Annotated in this window: 29 protein-coding genes and 1 riboswitch; of the genes, 12 read left to right on the top strand and 17 right to left on the bottom strand. The window is 47.2% G+C overall.

The genetic code is table 11. The annotated features are described in order from the left end of the window. Positions 1–3: 3 nt before the first annotated feature. The 5 genes from ACWHAR_RS08425 to ACWHAR_RS08445 all read left to right on the top strand — a co-directional run bounded on the left by ACWHAR_RS08425 (position 4) and on the right by ACWHAR_RS08445 (position 2,802). Positions 4–519 carry a YjcG family protein gene (locus tag ACWHAR_RS08425; RefSeq protein WP_007610690.1) on the top strand — a complete coding sequence of 172 codons (516 nt, stop codon included), beginning with the start codon at positions 4–6 and terminating at the stop codon, positions 517–519. 4 nt (positions 520–523) lie between these two features. Beyond that, entirely contained in the window at positions 524–955 is a 432-nt protein-coding gene (locus tag ACWHAR_RS08430) for a GNAT family N-acetyltransferase (RefSeq protein WP_007610689.1), read from the top strand. A 160-nt stretch (positions 956–1,115) separates the two neighbouring features. Next, positions 1,116–1,349: an AbrB/MazE/SpoVT family DNA-binding domain-containing protein gene (locus ACWHAR_RS08435; RefSeq protein ID WP_007409078.1), complete on the top strand. Its 234-nt coding sequence runs from the start codon at positions 1,116–1,118 to the stop codon at positions 1,347–1,349. Further along, positions 1,350–2,087, top strand: a complete 738-nt coding sequence (locus ACWHAR_RS08440; RefSeq protein WP_032874490.1) for an ABC transporter ATP-binding protein — start codon at positions 1,350–1,352, stop codon at positions 2,085–2,087. It begins immediately after the preceding gene. After that, positions 2,080–2,802 carry an ABC transporter permease gene (locus ACWHAR_RS08445; protein ID WP_032874488.1) on the top strand — a complete coding sequence of 241 codons (723 nt, stop codon included), beginning with the start codon at positions 2,080–2,082 and terminating at the stop codon, positions 2,800–2,802. Before ACWHAR_RS08440 ends, ACWHAR_RS08445 begins: the two co-directional genes overlap by 8 nt. Positions 2,803–2,843: 41 nt before the next feature. Here the strand turns inward: ACWHAR_RS08445 and bla are convergent, their stop codons facing one another. Both bla and ACWHAR_RS08455 read right to left on the bottom strand, forming a co-directional pair. After that, positions 2,844–3,593, bottom strand: coding sequence for a subclass B1 metallo-beta-lactamase (bla, locus tag ACWHAR_RS08450; RefSeq protein ID WP_032874487.1), 750 nt, complete (start codon positions 3,591–3,593; stop codon positions 2,844–2,846). Positions 3,594–3,662: 69 nt separating this feature from the next. Further along, the gene (locus ACWHAR_RS08455) at positions 3,663–3,917 is read right to left on the bottom strand and encodes a hypothetical protein (RefSeq protein ID WP_032874485.1); all 255 of its coding nucleotides are present in this window, start codon (positions 3,915–3,917) and stop codon (positions 3,663–3,665) included. 120 nt (positions 3,918–4,037) lie between these two features. Here ACWHAR_RS08455 and ACWHAR_RS08460 point away from each other — a divergent pair, with 120 nt between their 5' ends. Further along, positions 4,038–6,323 carry an ATP-dependent helicase gene (locus ACWHAR_RS08460; protein WP_032874483.1) on the top strand — a complete coding sequence of 762 codons (2,286 nt, stop codon included), beginning with the start codon at positions 4,038–4,040 and terminating at the stop codon, positions 6,321–6,323. Positions 6,324–6,391: 68 nt separating this feature from the next. On the opposite strand, the gene ACWHAR_RS08465 is transcribed toward ACWHAR_RS08460, so the two are convergent. From ACWHAR_RS08465 to ACWHAR_RS08480, 4 genes are all read right to left on the bottom strand, one after another. Beyond that, complete coding sequence (locus tag ACWHAR_RS08465; RefSeq protein WP_003154986.1) at positions 6,392–6,646, bottom strand: stage VI sporulation protein F; 255 nt, start codon at positions 6,644–6,646, stop codon at positions 6,392–6,394. A 166-nt stretch (positions 6,647–6,812) separates the two neighbouring features. Then, positions 6,813–6,974: a YjcZ family sporulation protein gene (locus tag ACWHAR_RS08470; protein WP_007610678.1), complete on the bottom strand. Its 162-nt coding sequence runs from the start codon at positions 6,972–6,974 to the stop codon at positions 6,813–6,815. A 91-nt stretch (positions 6,975–7,065) separates the two neighbouring features. After that, positions 7,066–7,263, bottom strand: a complete 198-nt coding sequence (locus tag ACWHAR_RS08475) for a hypothetical protein (RefSeq protein WP_012117306.1) — start codon at positions 7,261–7,263, stop codon at positions 7,066–7,068. A 286-nt stretch (positions 7,264–7,549) separates the two neighbouring features. Then, complete coding sequence (locus tag ACWHAR_RS08480; protein ID WP_032875197.1) at positions 7,550–7,906, bottom strand: DUF1360 domain-containing protein; 357 nt, start codon at positions 7,904–7,906, stop codon at positions 7,550–7,552. A gap of 170 nt (positions 7,907–8,076) precedes the next feature. Here ACWHAR_RS08480 and ACWHAR_RS08485 point away from each other — a divergent pair, with 170 nt between their 5' ends. The 5 genes from ACWHAR_RS08485 (at position 8,077) to cotZ (ending at position 10,630) form a co-directional block, all read left to right on the top strand. Next, entirely contained in the window at positions 8,077–8,463 is a 387-nt protein-coding gene (locus ACWHAR_RS08485) for a spore coat protein (RefSeq protein ID WP_014417436.1), read from the top strand. A 37-nt stretch (positions 8,464–8,500) separates the two neighbouring features. Beyond that, positions 8,501–8,815: a hypothetical protein gene (locus tag ACWHAR_RS08490; RefSeq protein WP_032874481.1), complete on the top strand. Its 315-nt coding sequence runs from the start codon at positions 8,501–8,503 to the stop codon at positions 8,813–8,815. A 92-nt stretch (positions 8,816–8,907) separates the two neighbouring features. Continuing rightward, positions 8,908–9,408 carry a spore coat protein CotX gene (cotX, locus tag ACWHAR_RS08495; protein ID WP_014417434.1) on the top strand — a complete coding sequence of 167 codons (501 nt, stop codon included), beginning with the start codon at positions 8,908–8,910 and terminating at the stop codon, positions 9,406–9,408. A 150-nt stretch (positions 9,409–9,558) separates the two neighbouring features. Continuing rightward, positions 9,559–10,041 (top strand): CotY/CotZ family spore coat protein, encoded by a 483-nt coding sequence (locus ACWHAR_RS08500; RefSeq protein ID WP_029973132.1) that lies wholly within the window; start codon positions 9,559–9,561, stop codon positions 10,039–10,041. Positions 10,042–10,186: 145 nt separating this feature from the next. Then, positions 10,187–10,630 carry a spore coat protein CotZ gene (cotZ, locus tag ACWHAR_RS08505; RefSeq protein ID WP_003154997.1) on the top strand — a complete coding sequence of 148 codons (444 nt, stop codon included), beginning with the start codon at positions 10,187–10,189 and terminating at the stop codon, positions 10,628–10,630. 58 nt (positions 10,631–10,688) lie between these two features. Here the strand turns inward: cotZ and ACWHAR_RS08510 are convergent, their stop codons facing one another. The 10 genes from ACWHAR_RS08510 to ACWHAR_RS08555 form a co-directional block, all read right to left on the bottom strand. Next, on the bottom strand, positions 10,689–11,297 hold the full coding sequence (locus ACWHAR_RS08510) for a CotO family spore coat protein (RefSeq protein ID WP_032874479.1): 609 nt from the start codon (positions 11,295–11,297) through the stop codon (positions 10,689–10,691). A gap of 97 nt (positions 11,298–11,394) precedes the next feature. Continuing rightward, entirely contained in the window at positions 11,395–12,171 is a 777-nt protein-coding gene (gene fabI, locus ACWHAR_RS08515) for an enoyl-ACP reductase FabI (RefSeq protein ID WP_003155001.1), read from the bottom strand. A 130-nt stretch (positions 12,172–12,301) separates the two neighbouring features. Further along, complete coding sequence (gene thiD, locus ACWHAR_RS08520; RefSeq protein WP_007610664.1) at positions 12,302–13,114, bottom strand: bifunctional hydroxymethylpyrimidine kinase/phosphomethylpyrimidine kinase; 813 nt, start codon at positions 13,112–13,114, stop codon at positions 12,302–12,304. 22 nt (positions 13,115–13,136) lie between these two features. Continuing rightward, positions 13,137–14,147 carry a thiazole biosynthesis adenylyltransferase ThiF gene (thiF, locus tag ACWHAR_RS08525; protein ID WP_032874478.1) on the bottom strand — a complete coding sequence of 337 codons (1,011 nt, stop codon included), beginning with the start codon at positions 14,145–14,147 and terminating at the stop codon, positions 13,137–13,139. Then, positions 14,144–14,914: a thiazole synthase gene (gene thiG / locus ACWHAR_RS08530; protein ID WP_007610655.1), complete on the bottom strand. Its 771-nt coding sequence runs from the start codon at positions 14,912–14,914 to the stop codon at positions 14,144–14,146. The genes thiF and thiG overlap by 4 nt, the downstream gene beginning before the upstream one ends. Next, positions 14,911–15,114, bottom strand: a complete 204-nt coding sequence (gene thiS / locus ACWHAR_RS08535) for a sulfur carrier protein ThiS (RefSeq protein WP_007409096.1) — start codon at positions 15,112–15,114, stop codon at positions 14,911–14,913. The genes thiG and thiS overlap by 4 nt, the downstream gene beginning before the upstream one ends. After that, entirely contained in the window at positions 15,111–16,220 is a 1,110-nt protein-coding gene (gene thiO, locus ACWHAR_RS08540; RefSeq protein ID WP_032874476.1) for a glycine oxidase ThiO, read from the bottom strand. Before thiO ends, thiS begins: the two co-directional genes overlap by 4 nt. Next, positions 16,204–16,821 (bottom strand): thiazole tautomerase TenI, encoded by a 618-nt coding sequence (gene tenI, locus ACWHAR_RS08545; RefSeq protein WP_012117296.1) that lies wholly within the window; start codon positions 16,819–16,821, stop codon positions 16,204–16,206. Before tenI ends, thiO begins: the two co-directional genes overlap by 17 nt. Continuing rightward, positions 16,799–17,506 carry a thiaminase II gene (gene tenA, locus ACWHAR_RS08550; protein WP_032875194.1) on the bottom strand — a complete coding sequence of 236 codons (708 nt, stop codon included), beginning with the start codon at positions 17,504–17,506 and terminating at the stop codon, positions 16,799–16,801. Before tenA ends, tenI begins: the two co-directional genes overlap by 23 nt. Before the next feature lie 87 nt (positions 17,507–17,593). Next, a riboswitch (TPP riboswitch) is annotated at positions 17,594–17,702 on the bottom strand. A gap of 53 nt (positions 17,703–17,755) precedes the next feature. Further along, positions 17,756–19,600 carry a monovalent cation:proton antiporter family protein gene (locus ACWHAR_RS08555; protein WP_007610641.1) on the bottom strand — a complete coding sequence of 615 codons (1,845 nt, stop codon included), beginning with the start codon at positions 19,598–19,600 and terminating at the stop codon, positions 17,756–17,758. A gap of 234 nt (positions 19,601–19,834) precedes the next feature. Between ACWHAR_RS08555 and prpE the strand changes: the two genes are divergently transcribed. Continuing rightward, complete coding sequence (prpE, locus tag ACWHAR_RS08560; protein ID WP_007610630.1) at positions 19,835–20,584, top strand: bis(5'-nucleosyl)-tetraphosphatase PrpE; 750 nt, start codon at positions 19,835–19,837, stop codon at positions 20,582–20,584. Between the two features lie 33 nt (positions 20,585–20,617). On the opposite strand, the gene ACWHAR_RS08565 is transcribed toward prpE, so the two are convergent. Then, on the bottom strand, positions 20,618–21,511 hold the full coding sequence (locus tag ACWHAR_RS08565; RefSeq protein ID WP_032874474.1) for an RluA family pseudouridine synthase: 894 nt from the start codon (positions 21,509–21,511) through the stop codon (positions 20,618–20,620). Between the last annotated feature and the right edge of the window lie 14 nt (positions 21,512–21,525).

The following is a 21,525-nucleotide window of genomic DNA, read 5'->3' on the forward strand; positions in this document are numbered from 1 at the left end:
TTCATGAAATACGGTATTGTTTTATTTCCATCAAAAAAATTACAGGATCTCGCAAACTCGTACCGGAAACGCTACGACCCGAGCTACGCGCTCATTCCTCCGCACCTGACGCTAAGAGATCCGTTTGAAGCGACAGAACAGGAAATCGAGCAGGTCGTATCACAGCTGAGACAGACGGCGAAAGAGTCGCATCCGCTCGTTCTGAAAATCACAAAATACAGCTCGTTTTCTCCTGTGAATAATGTGATATATATGAAAGCGGAGCCGACGGAGGAATTAAAATCTCTGAGTGAGAAATGCTACTCAGGAGCATTATCCGGCGAGCCGGAATACAGCTTCGTTCCGCATGTCACGGTCGGCCAGAAGCTGTCGTCAGATGAACATTCCGACGTACTCGGACAGCTGAAAATGCAGGACATTTCCCACGAAGAAGTCATCGACCGTTTTCACTTGCTCTATCAGTTGGATAACGGCTCATGGACTGTGTACGAAACATTTTTATTAGGCGGAGGAGAATAACTGTTTGGAATCCATCATCGCAAAAACTGAAAAACAGCTGAACGACGCTTTTTTCGTCAGAAAAGAGGTCTTCGTTAAAGAACAGCACGTTCCGGAAGAAGAAGAGATTGATCAATTCGAGGACACGTCAGAGCATATAGTCATATATGACGGCGGCCAGCCGGTCGGAGCCGGCAGATGGCGCATGAAAGACGGGCATGGAAAATTAGAACGCATCTGCGTGATGAAAAGCCATCGTTCTTCAGGCGTCGGAGCCATCATTATGCAGGCGCTTGAAAAAGCGGCGGCAGCCAAGGGCGCCGACAGCTTTATCTTACATGCGCAGACGCAGGCAGTTCCGTTTTACGAAAAACAAGGATACCGCGTCACATCCGGCGAAGAATTTCTCGATGCGGGCATCCCCCATCTGGAAATGATAAAGAAACACAAACGATAAAATCAAAAGCACTCCTGTTGATATGGCAGGAGTGCTTTTTTTATGAAAATAATACTATTTCATGAATTTTATTGAATTTTATGGAATTTTAATGTATGTTTAGTATACTAAGTATTACAATTCATACAAAAAATACAATTCATATTTCGGAGGGATAAACATGACGGCACCAAAAGGAAAGCATATATTCGGGACTGTTAAAGTGGGCACAAAAGGACAGATTGTCATTCCTAAAGAAGCAAGAGATGTTTTCGATATAAATCCGGGGGATTCACTGCTTATGCTTGGGGATGACCAGCAAGGTATCGCACTTGTTAAACAAGAACTCTTTTTCGAATTTGCAAAAGATATTTTAAACGCTAAGCAAATCGATGAAGATAGTGAGGATGAGTAAATGCACGCGATTGAGCTGAAGCAATTAACGAAACATTATAAAGAAACCGCCGCCGTTGACCGTCTTGAGTTCTCAATTGAGAAAGGGGAATTTTTCGCATTACTCGGTGAGAACGGAGCCGGAAAAACGACATTAATCAGTATGCTTTGCGGACTCCTTTCTCCGGATGACGGTGATGCATCAGTGCTTGGACACAGTATTTTGACTGATTTGGATAAAATAAAACCGAAATTGAATATGTCCCCGCAGGAAACAGCCATCGCTCCTCATCTAACCGTACGGGAAAACTTAGAGTTTATAGCCGGAGTCTACGGAATTCCGAAAAAAGAAGCAAAAAAAAGAACAGATGAGATGCTCGAATTGTTTCAATTAAAAGAGAAAGAAAGAGCAAAAACAAAAACATTATCAGGAGGAATGCAGCGCCGCCTCAGCATCGCAATGGGAATGATCACCAAGCCGGATATTTATTTCTTAGATGAACCGACATTAGGGCTGGACGTCCGTTCACGCCGCGAGTTGTGGAAAAATCTTGAGGCATTAAAGGGAGACATGACGATTATATTAACGACACACTATTTAGAAGAGGCTGAAGCCCTGGCAGATCGTATTTGCATTTTAGAAAATGGGACTTTAAAAGCACTGGGCACGGCGGAGGCTCTGAAAAAGCAAACTCATTCAGCCACATTTGAAGATGCCTTTTTAGCGATTTGTGACGGGGAGGCGGGTCTTTATGCTTGATTTCGCCATTCGCAACCGCAAAGAAATTTTTCGTGACCCCCTGTCTATTATCCTTGGAATCGCACTGCCTGTTATTCTATTGTTTCTGTTTACGGCGATTGAAAAAAATGCGCCGCTTGATACCTTTAAAATTCAGCACTTAGCACCCGGACTCATTGTTTTCGGTTTCGCTTTCCTTACAATGTTCTCTGCATTGCTGATCGCAAAAGACAAACAGACCGCCCTTTTGACCCGTTTGTTTGCTTCCCCTTTAAAAACAGCCGATTATGTCATCGGTTATGCAATGCCGATGCTGCCGTTAGCCATTTTACAAATCGTCATTTGTTTTATCGCAGCAGCGGCTGCCGGTTTATCCGCCGAGTGGATGAATCTTCTCGCAGGTATCGCTGTCTTGCTGCCGATTGCGATGATGTCCGTTTTCTTCGGTTTATGTTTAGGGGCTGTGTTTACGGACAAACAAATTTCAGGTATCGGAACGATTTATATTACACTCGTGCAATTTCTGGGCGGGGCTTGGATGGAGGTGAGCCTGCTCGGTGACACATTCAAACATATCGCTTATGCCTTACCGTTTATTCACTCGATCGAGCTGGCTCAGGAAGTCATATCCGGAGATTATTCTTCCTTTCATCAGCATATTTGGCCGATAGCGGGATATACCGTTTTGGCGCTTGCACTTGCTTTCCTCAGTTTTATGAAAATCAGGAAGAGATAAAAAAAGCCGGCACTCCGTAATGGGAGCGCCGGTCTTCTTTATTACGTTTCTTTCAGAAGGTTTATCGTATGCGGCAGCAGACGGTCATCCCCCGGACTGCCATGGCCCGGAACGACAATGCTGATGTCCTGATATCTTTTCATGACTTTGCTGACGGCGCGCGGCCACTGATCCGGATAAAAGCCCGGAGTAGGCACGATTTCCTTTGTTTCTAAAGCCTTGATTAAGCATCCGCCGAATAAGAGCTTATCCTCAGGCAGCCAGACGGGAATATTGTCTTCCGTATGCCCTTTTCCCGGATAAAACGTTTCAATTTTCATATCGCCGAACTGCAGCTTTGTCACGTTTTTCAAATCTCCGAGCGGCCGGTCATATCCCTGCTGTCGGGCGAAGTCGGCGGTCAGCTTCGTGCTGTGCACCTTTACCCCGTATTTGTACAGGGTGTTCAGACCGCCGATACGATCGTCATGGGCGTGTGTCACAATGGCATCGGTCATCCTTTTGCCGGGAAACCGCTGTTTTATTTGTGTCATTAATTGCTCTGTGAGACTGTCATTCCACGGAGTATCAATCAGTACGATTCCTTTTGAAGTCTCAAGAAGCAATCCGTTCGCAGGGACGGGACTTCCGTCTGCCGTACCGGTGCTTGTATGCATCCAGACATGCGGCGCCAGCTGTGTGAGAGTGACATCTTTTGCTGCGGAGCCCTCCGCCGCGTGTGCCGGTTTCATTCCGGCAGTAAAGAGGCCGAATAGAAATAACCCCGCAATTAATAATGAAAGCTTTCTCAAATTGAATCATTCCTTTCCGTATCTTTCATATATACGACTCAAAAAAAGCCCGGATATTTCCGGGCTTTTTCACACGTATTGATTTATCAGCCGGCCTTTTCCCATGATTTGCGGCAGACGGGAAAGAGAGCGCTTACGTTTTTCCTCATGTACTTTCTTTTCTGCGGCTGCGGTATTTTCCTGGCGGCGCTCCACCTCTCTGTACAACCTGTCATTGGCGAGGGCGGCCGCTTTCGTAATGCCGGCGTAATCAGGCTTATAACCCGCTGCCCGGTTTGCGTATTGAGAATACTGCTGGTTTTGAATCCGTCCTGCATAAATCATATGTACCCCTCCCCTTCGCTTTTCATTTCCCTTAATCTTACTTTTTGAAACGCGGTTCTTTTGTTATGATATTCTTTGTCTATCAAATGGATGAACACCTTTTAATGGGAGGACCCCTTTTTGAAATGCGCCCGACTGAATAACCGAACGATACATTTACATACATATTCCAGAGAACATTACCAATTCCTTTTTGAAGAAGCTCAAAAAGGAAATATTTTTTGCGCACATTGTGACCAGCCCGTCTTGATGCGGCTTTCGATTTTAGAGCAGCCGGCATTTTATCACCGGCAAAAGGGAGACTTCACCGCCTGTGAAAAAGCATGCGCGGCCGAGGAACCGCAAGCGGAGAAAGAAAAAGAAGAGTATAAGGAAGCCGGCATGTTCCGCCTGCCGAAAGGAAAAGCGATTTCAGAGAATCCGAAACCGATCGTCTCAGAATGGAAAAGCCCGAAAAAAGTGCCTGCGGCCGAACCGTTTTCACCAACATCCGAGGCGGCTGATACATCTTTGTTTCCCGGCATCGGCCTGAACCGTGAACAGATGAAGGCAGTTACTGAAACGGACGGGCCTTTATTAGTGCTTGCCGGAGCGGGAAGCGGAAAAACGAGGGTGCTGACAGCACGCGCCGCCCATATGATTGAACACCTCGGCATTTCACCTGAGAATATGCTGCTTGTGACCTTTACGACAAAAGCCGTCGCCGAAATGAAAGAGCGGATGGCGAATGAGTACGGTCTGGCAGCCGGAAAAGTCTCCCGTCTCGTGACCGGAACATTCCACAGTTTTTTCTATAAAATACTCTATCATTATGATTCTTCAAAATGGAACGGCAGCCAGCTTTTAAAAATGGAGTGGCAAAAAGAGCAATATGTGAAAAAGGCGCTCTATGAAGAAAATTTGGATGAAAAAGAGTTTCCCGTCGACCAGGCGCTTCAGCTTATCGGCTGCTGGAAAAACACGTATCTCCCCCATGAGACCATTCCGCTTGCGGACGACTGGGAGAAAAAAGTGTACAGGCTCTACGAACATTACGAACGGCAGAAGCGGGAAAAACGGCAATTTGATTTTGATGACATGGCACAAGGCTGTTATGAACTGTTTCAAAGCCGGCCTGATATTCTCGCGCAGTACCAAAACAGATTTTCTCATATCTTGATTGATGAGTTTCAAGATATCAACCCTGTTCAGTACAACATTATGCAAATGATCGCAAGTCCTGAGAATAACCTGTGCTGCGTGGGTGATGACGACCAATCCATTTATGCGTTCCGCGGCAGCAGCCCGTCTTTCATTCTTGATTTTCAAAAGGATTATCCGGCAGCAAAGACCATTTACTTAACGGCAAATTACCGATCGCCGCATCCGATCGTCTCAAGCGCTCATGCCGTCGTAAAGAAAAATAAAAAACGGTATGAAAAAACACTTTCTGCCGTCAAAGACGGCGTTCACAATCCCGTGATGTTTTATCCTTACGATGAAGAAGAAGAAGCGACCATGATTGTTTCAGATATGAAAGAGAAAATTCAAAACGGGGCGAGCCCTGACGATTTTGCCGTGCTTTACCGGACAAACAGCGCCGGACGGGCCATTTATGAAAGACTGCATCAATCATCGATTCCTTATCATGCCGACCGGGGCGTTCAGACGTTCTACAGCCGCAGAATCGTACGCCAGATCCTCGCCTACTTATATGCGAGTCAGAATGAAGATGATCCGGATGCGGTGAAAGACCTGCTGCCCGCCTTATTTTTAAAGCAATCCGCCCTGCAAACGTTAAAGGCGCTGTCAATCACGGAAGATTGCACGATGATTAAGGCACTGACGAAACTGCCTGACCTGAAGCCTTTTCAAATAGGGAAGATCAAGCAGATCGTTCCGTTTTTCGCAAGCATCCGAACAATGAAGCCGGTTGAAGCCATCACCTTTGCAGAAAGCAAAATGGGTTTTTCCGAGTATTTAAAAAAACGGGGCAATGAGGGAAACAAACTGGAAAAAGGCTCTGATGATCTCAGGGATGTCAAAGTGGCCGCCAAAAAATTCAAAACCATTCCCGATTTTCTTGCGCATGTCGATCATATGCGCGCCGCTGAGAATCTGAAAACCGATGAAAACGGCGTCGAACTGCTGACCATTCATCGCTCTAAAGGTCTTGAATTCAATACGGTCTATATTTTAGGCGCGGCTGACGGCTCGATCCCCCATGACTTCGCGCTTGAGACGGCGAGACAGGGCGATCCCGCTCCGCTCGAAGAAGAAAGACGGCTTCTGTATGTCGCAATGACAAGGGCCATGCAGCATTTATATGTATCTTGTCCCGCGTACAGGCGGGGAAAAACAGCGCGCAGCTCAAGATTTCTCGAGCCCCTTCTTCGGACGGACAGACGGAGCGCACTCAGGATATAAAGAACCCGGCAGATCACTGCCGGGTTCTTCTCACATAAAAAGGCCTTTTTAGCAAGGCCGTCTGACGCCTATTTATTGTTCAGCATTTTAGAAATGGTGCCAAAATCAAGTTTCTCTTTACCGCTTGTAATAGATTGAACGATTTTGTCTTCCAATTCTTTCGGAACACGCTTGTTAGCCAGCTGGGACACCTTCTGAATGACGCCCCTCACCGTGTTTTCATCTTTGAAATTGGCATTTTGCAATGATCCTGCAAGGTTCATGACATCCTTCATGCTGACGCCTGTTTTCTTCTCAATATTTTTGAAAAATTGATTATCCATGGTGTGCCTCCTTTTGTGGAGTAATACGATATTGTATGAATAAAGAGCGGAACATGTGCCCGTAAGACAAGGAAAAAATTCCGAGTGCCCCGTCTCTATACGCCTTCATACATCAGGGAAGCACGGGACTGAACGGTCCCGCGCTTATCCAAGGTCTTGCTAAGGTTTAGCCAAAAAAGGATGCACCGACAATGATCAGAAGGATGAACAATACGACAACAAGAACAAATGTTGAGCCGTATCCGCCTCCGACATAGCCGCCTCCGTATCCGCCGCAGCCGCCATAACCGCCGTAGCCGCCGCCGAATCCGCCATATCCGAATCCCATATCTAAGCACCTCCTTTACTCTCTATACACTATGTGAGCCGACTTGTTTGGCTTGGATAAATGCATAGGGCCGGTGCGGATTTCATTCATTTTAGTGAGAATGCTCATTTTTCTTCAGTTTTGCTTCTGTTTCGGCGGCAAACACATCTATCCATTCCTCAAAGCGCGATCCCGCTTCATCAAACTCAGACAGCTGTTTTTCAATAGATAAGATATATTTGTCATGCTCCCGCTGGTTTTGATTGTGCCGGCGGTATTTACCGTTTATGAATGATTCAAATATATTCATAACATCCCCTCCTCCTATGATCTATGCCGAACAGAGGCCGGCGTTCGGCAAAAAACAAAAAAACCGGAAGCTCCGGTTTTTTAGAGAACGGCTATTTCGGTTTTTTCTTTTGGCCGCAGCCGCAGCCTTTTTTCTTAATTTTTTTTTCGTAAGGCTGATGCACAGTTGTTTTGTATGGAGAATGTTGGGAAGGTTTGCTTGATTGATTCATGGTGATCCTTCCTTTCCTTATGTCATATATGCCAGTTTATGCCGAAAGTGACGGTAAGTTGCTGGTGGAACCGCCTTATTCCTGCAGAAGACGAGAAACCGCAGCTTCAATGATCCCGGCCGCGCCGGCTATGGCTAACAGCAAAATCAGCCATTGCGCAGCCTCGGGTACCAAAATCTGCGCCGCAATTAAAAAGGCCGCGCACCACACGCCCGTACACCAGTAGCAGCTGAGAAGTTCACCGATAAATGCCCTGATACCTTTTCCTTTTATGACAATGTAGGTTTCTGTCGTGCCGTCTGGTGCGGTTTCTGTTTTTTCCTCGTGAAAAAGGCTCCGAAGCGGCGCCATAATGGTGTCAAATACGAAAAGCCTGGCCAGCCGGAAAACGGCAAACGATAACAGAATAAATGAAAGCCAATTGATAACCACCTGTTCACTCCTTTTCAAAACTTGACCTCTTTATACATATGCGAAAACCCTGATCTTCATGAATCGCACCTTGTCCGGTAAAAAAATAGGTGCGATTTAGTTGTTTTTCTTATTCCGCTCGGCGTTTCATTTGCATTATATAAAGTATGAATGAGAAAGGAGTGAAGGTTATGTCGTTTGAAGAAAAAGTCGAAACACTGCAACCTCAAATATTCGAACAATTATCCAACGAATTCGAGCAGAAGATCGAAGTGATTGATTGCGAAAATGTCACAATAGATACAACACTTATAACGGCCGCTCTTTCAATACAAGCTTCAGTTACTACGGCGATTATCCTTGCGACACAGCTCGCGATCGCAGATGAAGACACAGCCGACCAAATGGCAACCGAACTGCTGATCCTCGATGATTGCCAAATAAAAAAGCGAACCCTCATTCAAGTCATTAACAGCCGCAATGTCAAAATCACACTGACTGCAGACGATATCATGGCCTTTGTACAAACTTTGTTTCAATTATTAAATATACTTTTTGCTGAACTAGACATCCTTTAACCTTTCTTTTCAAATATTTAAACAGAGGTGAGAACAAATGGCAGATAACGAAAAATTAAAAAAAGAACTCGAAAGTCTACCAGAAGTGGATCCGCTTTTAAAAGTGCTTGTCAGCAATGTCTTCAAAAAACACGGCGTGACAAAGGATAAAATGCGGGATATCCCTGATGAAGAAAAAGAAATGCTGATCGCATTAGTCAAAGACATGCAGGCGAAATCAGAAGCTTTTCTTGAAAGCCAGAGACAGAAAAAAGAGCAGGAAAAAGCGCAAGAACAGCAGACAAATCCAAAAACCCGCAGAGAACAATTAATCGAACAGCTCCGGCAAAGACGCCAAAATCCCGGTCAATAACTAAAAAATAGTGATTTTTATCAGGATAGATGCCTGAGTCAAAGTAAGGGGCCGGCTCATTTAATATTAGTAAAAGAAAAGGAGGAATAGATATGGAAAGCAGACCATACTCTTGGGTTGCACTTGATCCTGAATGCGAACATCCGCGAGAAGAAAAAGAAGAAAAAGAAGGCAGAAGATGCAGTGTTTGCTGTAACGGAAACGGATTCGGCGAAGATAATGCCTTCATCGACCAGGACCTGGCTCAAGCGAATCTCAACAAACAAGTTTCTGAAGAAGCGATTATTATCAGAGACTCTTGTGATATTAACGTAACGTCAACAGACGTTCAAGCAGTCGCTTCAGTCATGACAGCTCTTAATGCAGCAGTCGTAACGGCCACTCTCACTTCAATCGCTGACGGAGTCATTGCTGAATTGGTCGCACAAGACTTATTGCAGCTAACAGCTAACAAACAAATCAACCGTCAAAAACTGCTCATCGAAAACTCCCGCGGCGTAAACGTGACAACAGTAGATGCCGATATCGCAGTGTTGATCTCAACAGCGACAAATACACTGGTTGCCATCTTAGTCATCACCCTGATCCTCTAAAAAGAAAAAGCAGAGCTAAAAATGCTCTGCTTTTTCTTATTTTCTCCGCATATGATGAATATATAGACGTTCACCCACACCAAGTGAGGCTCGCGTACATATGTTGTTAAAGACAAAAGTCAAATACCCTAAAAGAAGGAGCTGAAATCCATGAGCTGCGGAAAACACCATGGCCGAGATGAAAGTTGTGTATGCGATGCAGTCGAGAAGATTTTAGCAGAACAAGAGGCTGTTGAAGAACAATGCCCGACTGGATGCTATACCAATCTGTTAAGCCCGACGGTTACCGGTAAAGATACCATCCCGTTTCTCTTGTTTGATAAAAAAGGCGGTTTGTTCTCCACATTCGGGAACGTCGGAGGCTTTGCGGATGACAGCCAGTGTTTCGAGTCTATTTTCTTCCGGGCAGAAAGAGTTTGTGATTGCTGCGCAACGCTTTCAGTATTGCGCCCCGTAGATGTGCACGGCGACACCCTCAGCGTCTGCCATCCTTGTGACCCGGATTTCTTCGGTTTAGAAAAAACAGATTTTTGCATTGAAGTTGATCTGAGCTGCTTCAGCGCCATTCAATGCCTTTCACCGGAGCTTGTTGACCGGCCTGCGCCGCACAAAGAGAAAAAGCATCACGGATAGTCATTGATTCGCATCTTTCCTAAAGAAGAATCCCCTTCCAACCTTCTATTACAGATGCAATCATCAGCCCGCCCGGACTTCCGGGCGGCTGACTCTCCGATATCGTTTAATCCGGTATATAAAACGTGAAGTCAGGAGGGATATTATGAGCAAGCATACAACATACTGTGTGCGTGAAGCGGTAGAAAATATTGAAGACCTGCAAAATGCGGTTGAGGAAGATTGCCCGGCCGGATGCTATTCCAACCTTTTATCGCCGGGTTTTTCATTAGGCGATACAGTGCCGTTTGTGCTTTTCACTTCTAAATCATCACCGTTTACCGCATTCGGAAATGTCGGCGAGCTGGATAACGGTCCGTGTTTTAACACCGTTTTTTTCAGAGTTGAAAGGGTCTGTGACGGCTGTGCCACATTAAGTCTGCTTATTGCTTTTGACGAGCATAAGCACATTCTTGATTTTACAGATAAAGACTCTCTCTGCGATGTATTCCGTTTAGAAAAAACGAACTATTGCGTTGAAGTCGATCTCCATAGCTTCTGCGCCATCAATTGCCTGAACCCGAGACTGATCAACCGCACACATTCTTAAATCAAAAAGCATAAAAATAAGCTGCCGGATTAAAGAATTCAGGCAGCTTTTTGTATGGTTAAAATCCAAGCGGATGCAGCGAGGTAATATCGTCTATTGCGAGTTCTGCCGGCGCTCCGTTGCTTGTCGTCCGCAGGAAGATCGCATTATTTTTTCTGCCGACGATTACGCCTCTGTAGGTTTTCCCGTTGGCTTCTATCAGACAAAGGGTCCGCGGCATATTATGCGGCAGCTTCGTTAAGAAATCAATTTTTTCAAGAATGGACATTCTGCTCATCGGCTTTTTCACGCGCTTTGGCGGAACCTTTTCCTCTGGGGCGGCATTGTGAACCGCTTCAGGCTCTTTTTCAACGGCATCAGGCTCTTTTTTAGAGGCGTCAGGCTTGGCAGTGTCCTGCTCCGCTTGCGCCGGAACTTCTTGAACGGCTTCTTCTGCGCGGCTGTGCTGTTCAGGTACTTGCTTTTCTGGTTCGACAGCCACTGCTCCTTCAGGCTGAGTTTTACATTCTTCCTCCCGCTTTCCATACATCGGCTCTTCTTCCGGCGGCTGAGGCGCTTTCCTTTTTTTGATTAATATGTCCTGCATTGATGATTGCGTGTCTGAATAATCCGCCTGAACAATATACATGAGCGGTTTTTTTTCCGCGTTTCTGTTTTGTTTTGACATCTTCATCCCTCCGATTCTGTCATGTTTTATTTATATGACGGAATGATTAAAATCAGAAGAAAGAAAAAAGCAATCCCTGAAAGGGACTGCTTGTTATTTAACGTGCGGTAATATGGAATCCTGAATCAACGTGAAGATTTTCGCCCGTGATGCCTCTTGACAGGTCACTGAACAAGAATGCAGCCGTGTCGCCCACTTCTTCAGGTGTTGTCGTGCGGCGCAGCGGCGCGCGCTCTTCAATTTCTTTCAGGATAGAGTTGAAATCACTGATTCCTTTTGCAGACAGCGTACGGATCGGCCCTGCTGAAATGCTGTTGACGCGGATGTTTTCTTTTCCTAAGTCAGCGGCTAAATATCTGACGCTCGCATCAAGAGACGCTTTTGCCACACCCATTACGTTATAGTTTGAAACGACGCGCTCTCCGCCGAGGTAAGTGAGTGTAACGATGCTTCCGCCTTCAGTCATAATCGGACGCGCCGCTTTTGCGACTGCTGTCAGAGAGTAAGAACTGATGTTATGCGCAAGCAGGAATCCTTCGCGGTTCGTATTTAAATATTCGCCGACAAGCTCTTCTTTGTTTGCGAACGCGATGCAGTGCGCAATGCCGTGAATCACGCCGACCTGCTCTTTAATGCTCGCAAAGCAAGTTTCGATCTCAGCGTCATTTGTCACATCACACGGAAGGATGATGGAATCATTTCTTTCTAATGTAGCCGCAAGGTCATGAACTGATTTTTCCAAGCGCTCTCCCGCGTAAGTGAAAATGAGGCGCGCTCCGGCTTCATGCAGCGAACGGGCGATTCCCCATGCGATACTGCGTTTATTGGCAACGCCCATCACAACGATGTTGCGGCCTTCAAGTGAGAAATTCATATGTATAAAGCCTCCTGTAATCGTCTTAAAGACATAGTTTTAGTACCTGATCTTAATTTTTATCATATCATAACCTTGTCCAGATTGAAAGCATGGGAAAAAGACCGCGGATGTTGAAGCGGTCTCTTTTTTATCTCGTCTGCAGACTGTTCCTTTTAAAGGCAAAATGATTGGTCGGGCCGTGTCCCGCTCCGATGCCGAGCGTATGTTCCACGGCTTCCCGCACAAAATTGACGGCTGTCTCAAACGCGGTCTGAATGTTTTTCCCCTTTGCCGTTTCCGCCGTCAGCGCGGCTGCGAACGTGCAGCCTGTTCCGTGGGTGTGTTTCGTGTCAATATAAGCGTGGCTGATTTGGGTAAAAGACGAACCGTCAAATAATAAATCAACGATTCTCCCCTGTTCAGGCTGATGTCCGCCTTTTATGATGACATGCTTTGCACCAAGCTTGCAAAGGCGTTCGGCCGCTTTTTTCCGGTCCTCAAACGTGCGGATTTCCATTCCCGTCAATACCTCAGCTTCCGGAACATTCGGCGTCACCGCATAGCTGCGCGGAATTAACAGCTCTTTTAACGCGGCCTGAGATTCCTCACGCAGCAGGGAAGCGCCTCCTTTGGCAATCATGACGGGGTCGGTGATGACATGATCAAGCCCGTACTGATCCGTTTTTTCCGCAATTTCCGCAATCATTTCCGCGCTCCACAGCATTCCCGTTTTTACAGCGTCAGGCCGCAAATCTTCCGCCACCGCGTCAATCTGGCTGCCCAGCGCTTCCCGGGTGAGCGGATAAATGCCGTGAACACCCAAAGTGTTCTGGGCGGTTACCGCTGTAATGGCTGACATCCCGAAAACGCCGAGCTCCTGAAAGGTTTTGAGATCCGCCTGTATACCGGCGCCGCCTCCTGAATCTGATCCGGCAATCGTCAATGCTTTGCATATGCTCATGATGTTTTTCTCTCCTTTCGCATTATCCGATCCATTTATGATAAAAGGATTTCGCTCTGCTGATATCACTTGTGCCGTGTATTAATGCTCTGCCGTCACGAAACAGTACCATCTTGAAATTGTCTGTGCAAAACGAAATTAAATACGGGTTGGCTGAAACATCAAGCCCTGTCCGTCTGAGCTGTCCCGCAAGTTTTTGCAGATCAACCTGTTCGGAGATCCCCGTTCTGATCTGCACCGTGTTCCGCCCGCACAGAACCGCCGCTTTTGTCTGATTTTCATAGGATAAAAACGGAAATTCGTTTGTGCCGCAGCTTGGGCAATCAGCCGACTTAAGACGGGCGACGTTTATTTCTGACCGTTCATTTTTCCATAAATCAAAGGAACGGAGAACATGCTCGATAGATCCGCCCGTTAACAGCTTCAGCGCATCTGCTGCCTGAAAAACGGCCGTCTGCAATACAGCCGGGCTGATGATTCCCGCCGTATCGCATGTCATACCGCCTAAAGGCAATGTTTCAAGCAGACAGTGAAGGCACGGCGTGACACCAGGAATGACGGTAAAAGAGAGCCCGTAGCTGCCGACACAGGCGCCGTACAGAAAGGGAATTCCTTTCTGTACAGCCGCATCGTTCACAATCAGCCTCGTTTCAAAGTTGTCGGCGGCATCCACGATGAGGGAGGCGCCACGAATCAATCCGGGTGCGTTTTCCGCAGTGACATCCATGACAAATCCCTCGACCTCTACATCGCTATTTATAGATCGAAGCCGTTTTTCAGCCGCCGCGGCTTTCGGCATTTCCTGTCTGACATCATCTTCAGTATAAAGCTGCTGGCGCTGAAGATTACTCCACTCCACATAATCTCTGTCAGCGATCGTTACCTTCCCGATCCCTGCTCTGACAAGCATCTCCGCACTTGCCGTCCCAAGCGCACCCGCGCCGATAATCACGGCGTGAGACGACCGGAGCTTCTCTTGGCCGGAGGGACCGATCGGCTGAAACAGCTCCTGTCTGGAATATCTGTCCGTCATACCGGAAGACCGTCTCGCGGACTGCTTGCAGTTCCGTAATCTTTCACCGGAATTCTCCCGGCTTCATAAGAAAGGCGGCCCGCTTCTACGGCAAGCTTCATCGCCCTGGCCATTTTGACCGGATCATCAGCGCCTGACACAGCGGTATTTAACAGCACACCGTCTGCCCCGAGCTCCATCGCGTAGGCGGCGTCTTTTGAAGATCCGACGCCGGCATCGACAATGACCGGCACCTTCGCCTGTTCAATGATAAAGGATAGATTCAGCGGATTTAAAATTCCCTGACCGGAACCGATCGGCGAAGCGCCCGGCATAATGGCATGCACTCCGAGCTCCTCAAGACGTCTTGCGAGCACGACATCGTCAGACGTATACGGAAGCACGATAAATCCCTCTTCGAGCAGCTGTTCTGATGCTTTCAGCGTTTCAACCGGATCAGGCAAAAGTGACCGGCTGCATCCGATGACTTCTACTTTTATCATGTCACAAAGCCCTGAAGCTTTGGCAAGCCTTGCGATTCGGACCGCCTCTTCAGCCGTTGCGGCGCCGGCCGTATTCGGCAGAAGCGTGTATTTAGACAAATCAAGCTGTTCGAGAAAGTTAGGCTGAGACTCTTCAAAGATGTTCATCCGCCGCACCGCAAAGGTTAAAATATCTGATTCCGAGACAGCCACCGCCTCTTTCTGAATCTCAAAACTCGGATATTTTCCCGTTCCTAACAGCAATCTTGACTGAAACTGTTTTCCGCCTATTGTTAACATCCTCATCCGCCTCCTACAAAATGGACAATTTCTATGACATCGCGGTCACACAAACTTGTATTTTCATAATTCTTTTTTTCAATAATTTCTTTATTTCTCTCCACAACTACGATTCTTTGATCGAGCTGGTACGATTCAAGCAAATCCTGAACCGTCCCCTCATTTCGATTCCAATCAATTTGTTTTCCGTTCAGCTGAAGGATCATATATGAACAGCCTCCTTGCGATCAATTCGAAACGCTTCTTCCCATTCCTGTTTGACTTGTTGCCCCAAGATTATATCCCGCACCATTTCAGCCGTTGCCGGCGCCAACAGGATGCCGTTCCGAAAATGGCCGGCGGCGAAGATGATGCCGCTGTCTTCAGGATGCCGCCCGATAAACGGCTTTCCGTCTCTTGTTCCCGGCCTGAGACCCGCCCAAAACCGGTCTATTTTCATATGTTCGATGGCGGGAAGCATGGTTTTCGCTTTTGCAATGACGGCCTCAATTCCTCCGATGTCAGGCGTATCGCTCCAGTCACCCTGTTTCATCGTGGCGCCGATGACAAGCCGGCCGCTTTTTCTCGGGACAACATAACAATGATCATGGTAAAGGGTTTTGGTCAGCGTGGTATCGTCATTCCACACGGAAAGGCATTCTCCTTTCACAGGAAAAAAAGGCTGTCCCAAGCCGAGCTGGCTGAAAAACCGGCCGCTCCATACCCCGCTTGCAACTGCGACTTTGTCAGCATAAACATCCCCGCCGGACGTTGTGATGCAATATTCTCCGTTCACCCGTTTTACGGAGGTGACTTGTGTATGCTCATATATATCAGCGCCATAGCGCCGCGCCCCTTTTGCATACGCTTTGCAGACATAGTACGGTTCGACATGGATATCGTCTTTTATAAAACTTGCGCCGAGAATGTCTTTTGAAGCGTAAGGCTCTTTTTCAAGGGCATCTTTCGCTGAAAGCCAGGTGACGGAAGGCAGATCATCCATCTTCCGTAGACGGGCGATATCTTCTTCGGTATACGCCAGTTTAAGCATTCCGCCGTTATGGCGCCTGATGTCAATGCCGCAAGCTTCCTCAAGCTCTTGCCCCGCCGCTTCATACAGCCTTTGACTGTGCATGGCAAAATCAAAAAACGCATCCCGGTTTTCACATTCCGCATGAGCGCCCAGCATTCCCGCGGCAGCGCTTGTCGTTTTTCGGCCGACTTCTCCGGCTTCAAGCAAGACAACGTTCTGCTGCGTCTTCGCCAGCTCATAAGAAATGGCGCACCCGATAATTCCGCCGCCGATCACCGCCGTATCATAGTGCTTCTTCATAATCGGCCTCCCTTACCGCGCGTGCATACCGTTTTGCCGCCTCCTCAGGATTTTCAGCTGAGAAAATACCTGACATGACGGCAATTCCGTCCGGTTTCGCCTGCTTTGTGTGTCCGATCGTCTGCAGTGTCATTCCGCCGATTGCGATGACGGGGATGGAAAGCGTGCGTTTGATCTCTGAAAGCAGGCTGATGCCTCTTGCTTCAAGTCCTTGTTTACATTCGGTTTCAAATACATGGCCGAACACCACATAATCCGCATCTTCCTTTTCAGCTTGGATGGCTTCTTTCAGCGAATGAACCGAACGTCCGATATGAAGATGGGGAAATCTGCTTCGCACCTGCTTTACGGAAAAGCTGCGGGACGGAAGCTGAACACGGTGTATATTGGCAAAAAGCGCGATATCCGCCCTGTCATTGATGATCAATTTGTCCTTATCCGCACCGCCCTTTTTCAAAAGGGACAAAAGCTGCATGATTTCTCCCGCTGTTTTATCCCGCTCACGGATATGTATAAAGCTTACTTCGCGCTGAATCGAAAGAATATCCTCGGCCAGCTCGGCAACGGGTTTGCGATTATCAGTTACCGCGTGCAGCTCCAAAAGATTCCACCTCTTTTCCGCCCTTCTCGGACCAGCTTTCTTTTTGATAGGCCATTCCCCAAAATTGATATTCATAATAGCTTGAAATCACAAAATTCTCTTTCATTTTCGCGCGGATGTCCTCTGTGCTGTTTTCAGCAATCTCGTCAAAACGGCTGATCTGTTCTTCGACTTGCTGTCTGAACCAGTCTCCGCCGTATGTACCGATCCATTTTTCATAAATCGGATGCTCCGGTTTGCACTCTTTTAAGTGTTCGCCGACTTCATAATAAAGCCAATAACAGGGCAGAAGCGCAGCTAATATTTCTCCAAAATTGCCGCTCATCACCGATCTGTACATATGAGACGTATAAGAATAGGCGGTCGGTGCCGGTTTAAATGCCGCACGCTCTTCTTCCGTAATCCCTAAAAGCTCCGTAAACTCGCGGTGCAGCGCCATTTCCGCTTCATATGTCCCTTGAGCGTGGCCCGCCATCCTGCCCGTCGTAAACAAGTCTTCGGCATATGCGGCGCCGAACGCCTGAACTTTTGCAAAATGCGTCAAATAGTAGGAATCTTGCAGCACGTAATAGCTGAAACGGTCTATCGGCAGGCTTCCGTCACCGATTCCCGTTACAAACGGATGAACAAAACTTCCGTCCCACCATTCGGCAGCCGCCAGTCTGCATTCTTCAGAAAATGTCATCATGTCTTCCCCCCTGTTAAAATAAAAAAACCACTTTCCCGCATCGGAAAAGTGGTTTGGAATTTAAATGGATAAAAGGAACCCCAAAAAAATACCGCTCCACTTCCCTACGCAGGTCTGAACCTGTTCAAGTTATGAGGGTCTAAAAGTCTCACTTTTATCTCAGCCCTTATGAAGGACACCCCTAGTGGTCATACGATTAATGATTTATTTGTTATGCCTTCTATATTATCACGAATTGCAATTTGGTCAAGCTTCAAGAATTTTTCTCAGTTCCGACACGTAGTTGCGCGAGCCCGTGACGATGAGACGGTCTCCTGTTTTCAGCCGCGTGTCTCCGTGCGGAACGATGCTGTCCACACCTCTGAATATCCGGACGAAAATCACATCGCCCATCAGCGGAAATTCCCGCAGAATGATGCCGTTATACGCCGGGTTTTCCAGATTGATCTGATATAACGAAGACTCCTCATTCGTCAGGAGGCTCATCACGCCCGGCGCCTCAATTAATGCGCGCAAGAGCGTCTTTGTAGACAGAAGGATAGAAAAAATACTGATGCCCTCTTCTTTCAGTTTTGTTTCATGCTCAACCGAGCCGACGCTTGCGATGATACGCTCAGTCCCTTTCTCTTTCGCTATTAAGGCGATTTCGGCGTTCACATCTTCATTTCCCGTCGCCACGACAAGAATATCCGTTTTGAAAATACCGTGCGACTCAAGCGTGCCGGGCTCGTAATCAGAAATCGTGTCAACCGAAAAAACGGATTCCGCAAGCGTTTCCCCGGCATTTTCCTGATACACATGGACGACCCGTACTTCATATTCCTCTTCAGGCAATTCCAGCGTAACCGGAAGCGTCATTTGGTTGGCCCCGATAAATGTAATGCGCTTTTTTTCCTGCGGCGCACTTTGCCGTTTGTATAATTTCTTAAAGCCGATCGGCGTGATGATGCTGGCAATAACCGCAACTAAAGTCAGCGCGCCGGACATATTGGCGCTGATAATGTGGAGCCTTTCTCCGATCGTAGCCGCCGCGATAACAAGCGACAGCGTGGACGTCAGCAAAAAGCCCGAAGCAAACACGGTTCTTTTGTCATACCATTTCTTTAAATAAAACACCGGGAACATTTTGCTGATAAACAGCGCAAGCAGAAGCAGCGGAATCATCGTTAATGTTTTCGGATCTTGGAAAAGCGTCCAAATGTCCAATTTCACCCCGACCATGACGAAAAAGATCGGAATTAAAAACCCGTAGCCGAATGAATCCAGCTGTTCCACCATTTCTTTATTCGGAGACAGAAGCGATACCAGAACGCCTGCCAAAAACGCGCCGAGAATATTTTCCGCCCCGAGAGATTCCGATAAAGCGACAAGCACGATAATCAGTGTGAAAATGGCTCTCGTCCCGATCTGCACGGTGCCTTTGGACATCGACTGCACAAATGAACGGTGTTTAAAGATCCTGCCGAAGAAATACAGCACGACCCCCGCGGCAAAGAGAATCAACAGAAGCCACATATTTCCGCTGTCTTCTCCGTAAAGAGAAGAGAAGAAAGCGAGCAGAATCATCGTAGCCAAGTCCGCGATAACGGCGACAAGCAGGATGATCTGGCCGATATTGGAGTTCATGATCCGTTCTTCCTTTAAAGTCGGGACCACCACACCGAGTGATATCGTCGAAATAATAAGCGTCATTAAAAATGCGTTTTGTATAAAACCAGCTAATACAAAGGCATAGGACAGCAGCAATGATAAAATAAAGATGCCGAAAAAGATAATCAGTGCGGCAGAAAACGTGTTGGGCGCTTCCTTGCCATTCGGAAGGAATTGTTTTTTCTTCCCTTTCTCAAATGAAGAAAAATCAATTTCCAAGCCGCTTAAAAACATTAAAAAGATAAAGCCGAGAACAGACAGCGTCTCCAGCCACGTATCTCCCTGAACGACAAGATTCAGGCCGCTTTTTCCGATAATAAGCCCCATGATGATCTCCGCGACGACGACGGGGATGCTGAGCTTAAACCGATGTAAAAGGAGCGGCGTCAAAAAAGCGACGATCAGAACGACGACTAAAGATGCGACTGATGTGTGTTCCATTCGTAAATACCTCCTTAAAACAAGGGTTATAAAAGCCCGCTTAAAGCGGGCGAAACCTTACTTTTTTTTAAAAACATAACGCATATTCTAACAAGGCTGAACGCGAAAAAAAAGTGATAAGGCTTTATTTCTTTAATTCTTTTTTTAATTTGTGCAAAAACACCGTAATTAGGTATAGGAATTAGCCCCATAATAAATAAAAATAAAAAACCGTTAATAAGGAGGCTGACACGAATGGCTTATGACATCATCAGCGATATACACGGATGTTATGACGAAATGATCGCGTTAATGCAAAAGCTCGGATATGAAGTCAAAGACGGAACGCCCGTTCATTCTGAAGGCAGGACGCTTGTCTTTGCGGGGGATTTAACGGACAGAGGCCCAAAATCCGTAGAAGTGATGCGTTTTGTGGCAAAAGCATATGAAAAAGGAGCCGTCCGTTATGTCCCGGGAAATCATTGCAACAAACTGTATCGTTACTTAAAAGGAAACCCCGTAAAAGTGATGCACGGACTGGAAACGACGGCAGCCGAACTGAAAGAGCTGTCTCCCGCCGACAGAACGGAAGTCTCCAGACAATTTATCCGATTATATGAGTCAGCACCGCTTTATGACATTTTACATAATGGCGATCTCATTGTCGCCCACGCCGGCATAAAAGCTGACGATATCGGTAAATACTCGCGTAAGGTAAAAGAATTTGTTCTGTACGGCGATATCACGGGTGAAACGTATCCCGACGGCAGGCCCGTCAGAAGAGACTGGGCCGCCGCTTATGAAGGCAAGGCATGGATTGTTTACGGCCATACCCCGGTAAAACGCCCCCGGATCGTCAACCGTACAATCAACATTGATACAGGATGCGTCTTCGGCAATCAACTGACAGGCTTTCGCTTTCCGGAGCATGAAACCGTCTCTGTGGAAAGCTCAATGCCCTATGATGCTTCACGATTTCGCGAGGATCACGGCAGGGAGGCATGAAAAAAAGCCCGAAACCGGTAAACGGTTCGGGCTTTACATGTGTTCAATTAATGTTTTCATATCGTCAGGCACCGGAGCGTGAAAAACGAGCGTTTCTCCGGTCATGGGGTGTACGAATGAAAGCCGCTCACTGTGAAGAGCCTGCCGCGCAATTCCCTCATTTTTTCCGCCGTACAATGTATCACCGACTAAAGGATGGCCGAGGTAGCTCATGTGCACCCGGATTTGATGCGTCCGCCCCGTTTCCAGCCGCAGGGCTGCAAGCGTAAACGCATGTCCCGATTTTTCCGTTTGAAAATGCGTCACCGCTCGTTGTCCCTCCGGCGTTACCATCCGCTCAATAATACTGTCGTGTTTTCTTCCGATGGGCGCGTCCACCGTTCCTTCCTTCTGCATCATGATCCCGTGTACGACAGCGAGATACCGCCTGCTGACAAGCCCCTTCTTCTGCGCTGCCGACAAAAGAGAATGGGAAAGCCGATGTTTGGCGATGAGCATCGCCCCCGATGTATCCCTGTCAAGGCGGGTGACAAGATGAACCGTTGATTGTACGCCGCTTTTTCGGTAGTGGCTGATCACTCCGTTAGCGATGCTTTCCGACGGGTGTTCTCTTGATGGAATTGAGGAGACATACGGCTGTTTATTGACCACAAGCACATGGTCATCTTCATAAAGAATATCAAGCGGAACCGGCTCAGGCAAAAGCGTTTCACTCACATGCTCCTTCGGAAATTCAATCTTAAGCACATCTCCGTCCGTTAACACGGTGCGGACGGTTACATGCTCTCCGTTCACAAGCAGGTCTCCCCCGCCGAATTTAATGTCAGCGAGAAGCCGCTTTGAAATGCCGAGCTGCGCCGTATATTCTTTTACCGTCATGCCAGCTTCCCGGGCAGTCATGTTCTTTTGGATAAAAAAGTTGTCCAATCCGTTTCCTCTTT

Source organism: Bacillus sp. LR--39 (assembly GCF_053613335.1).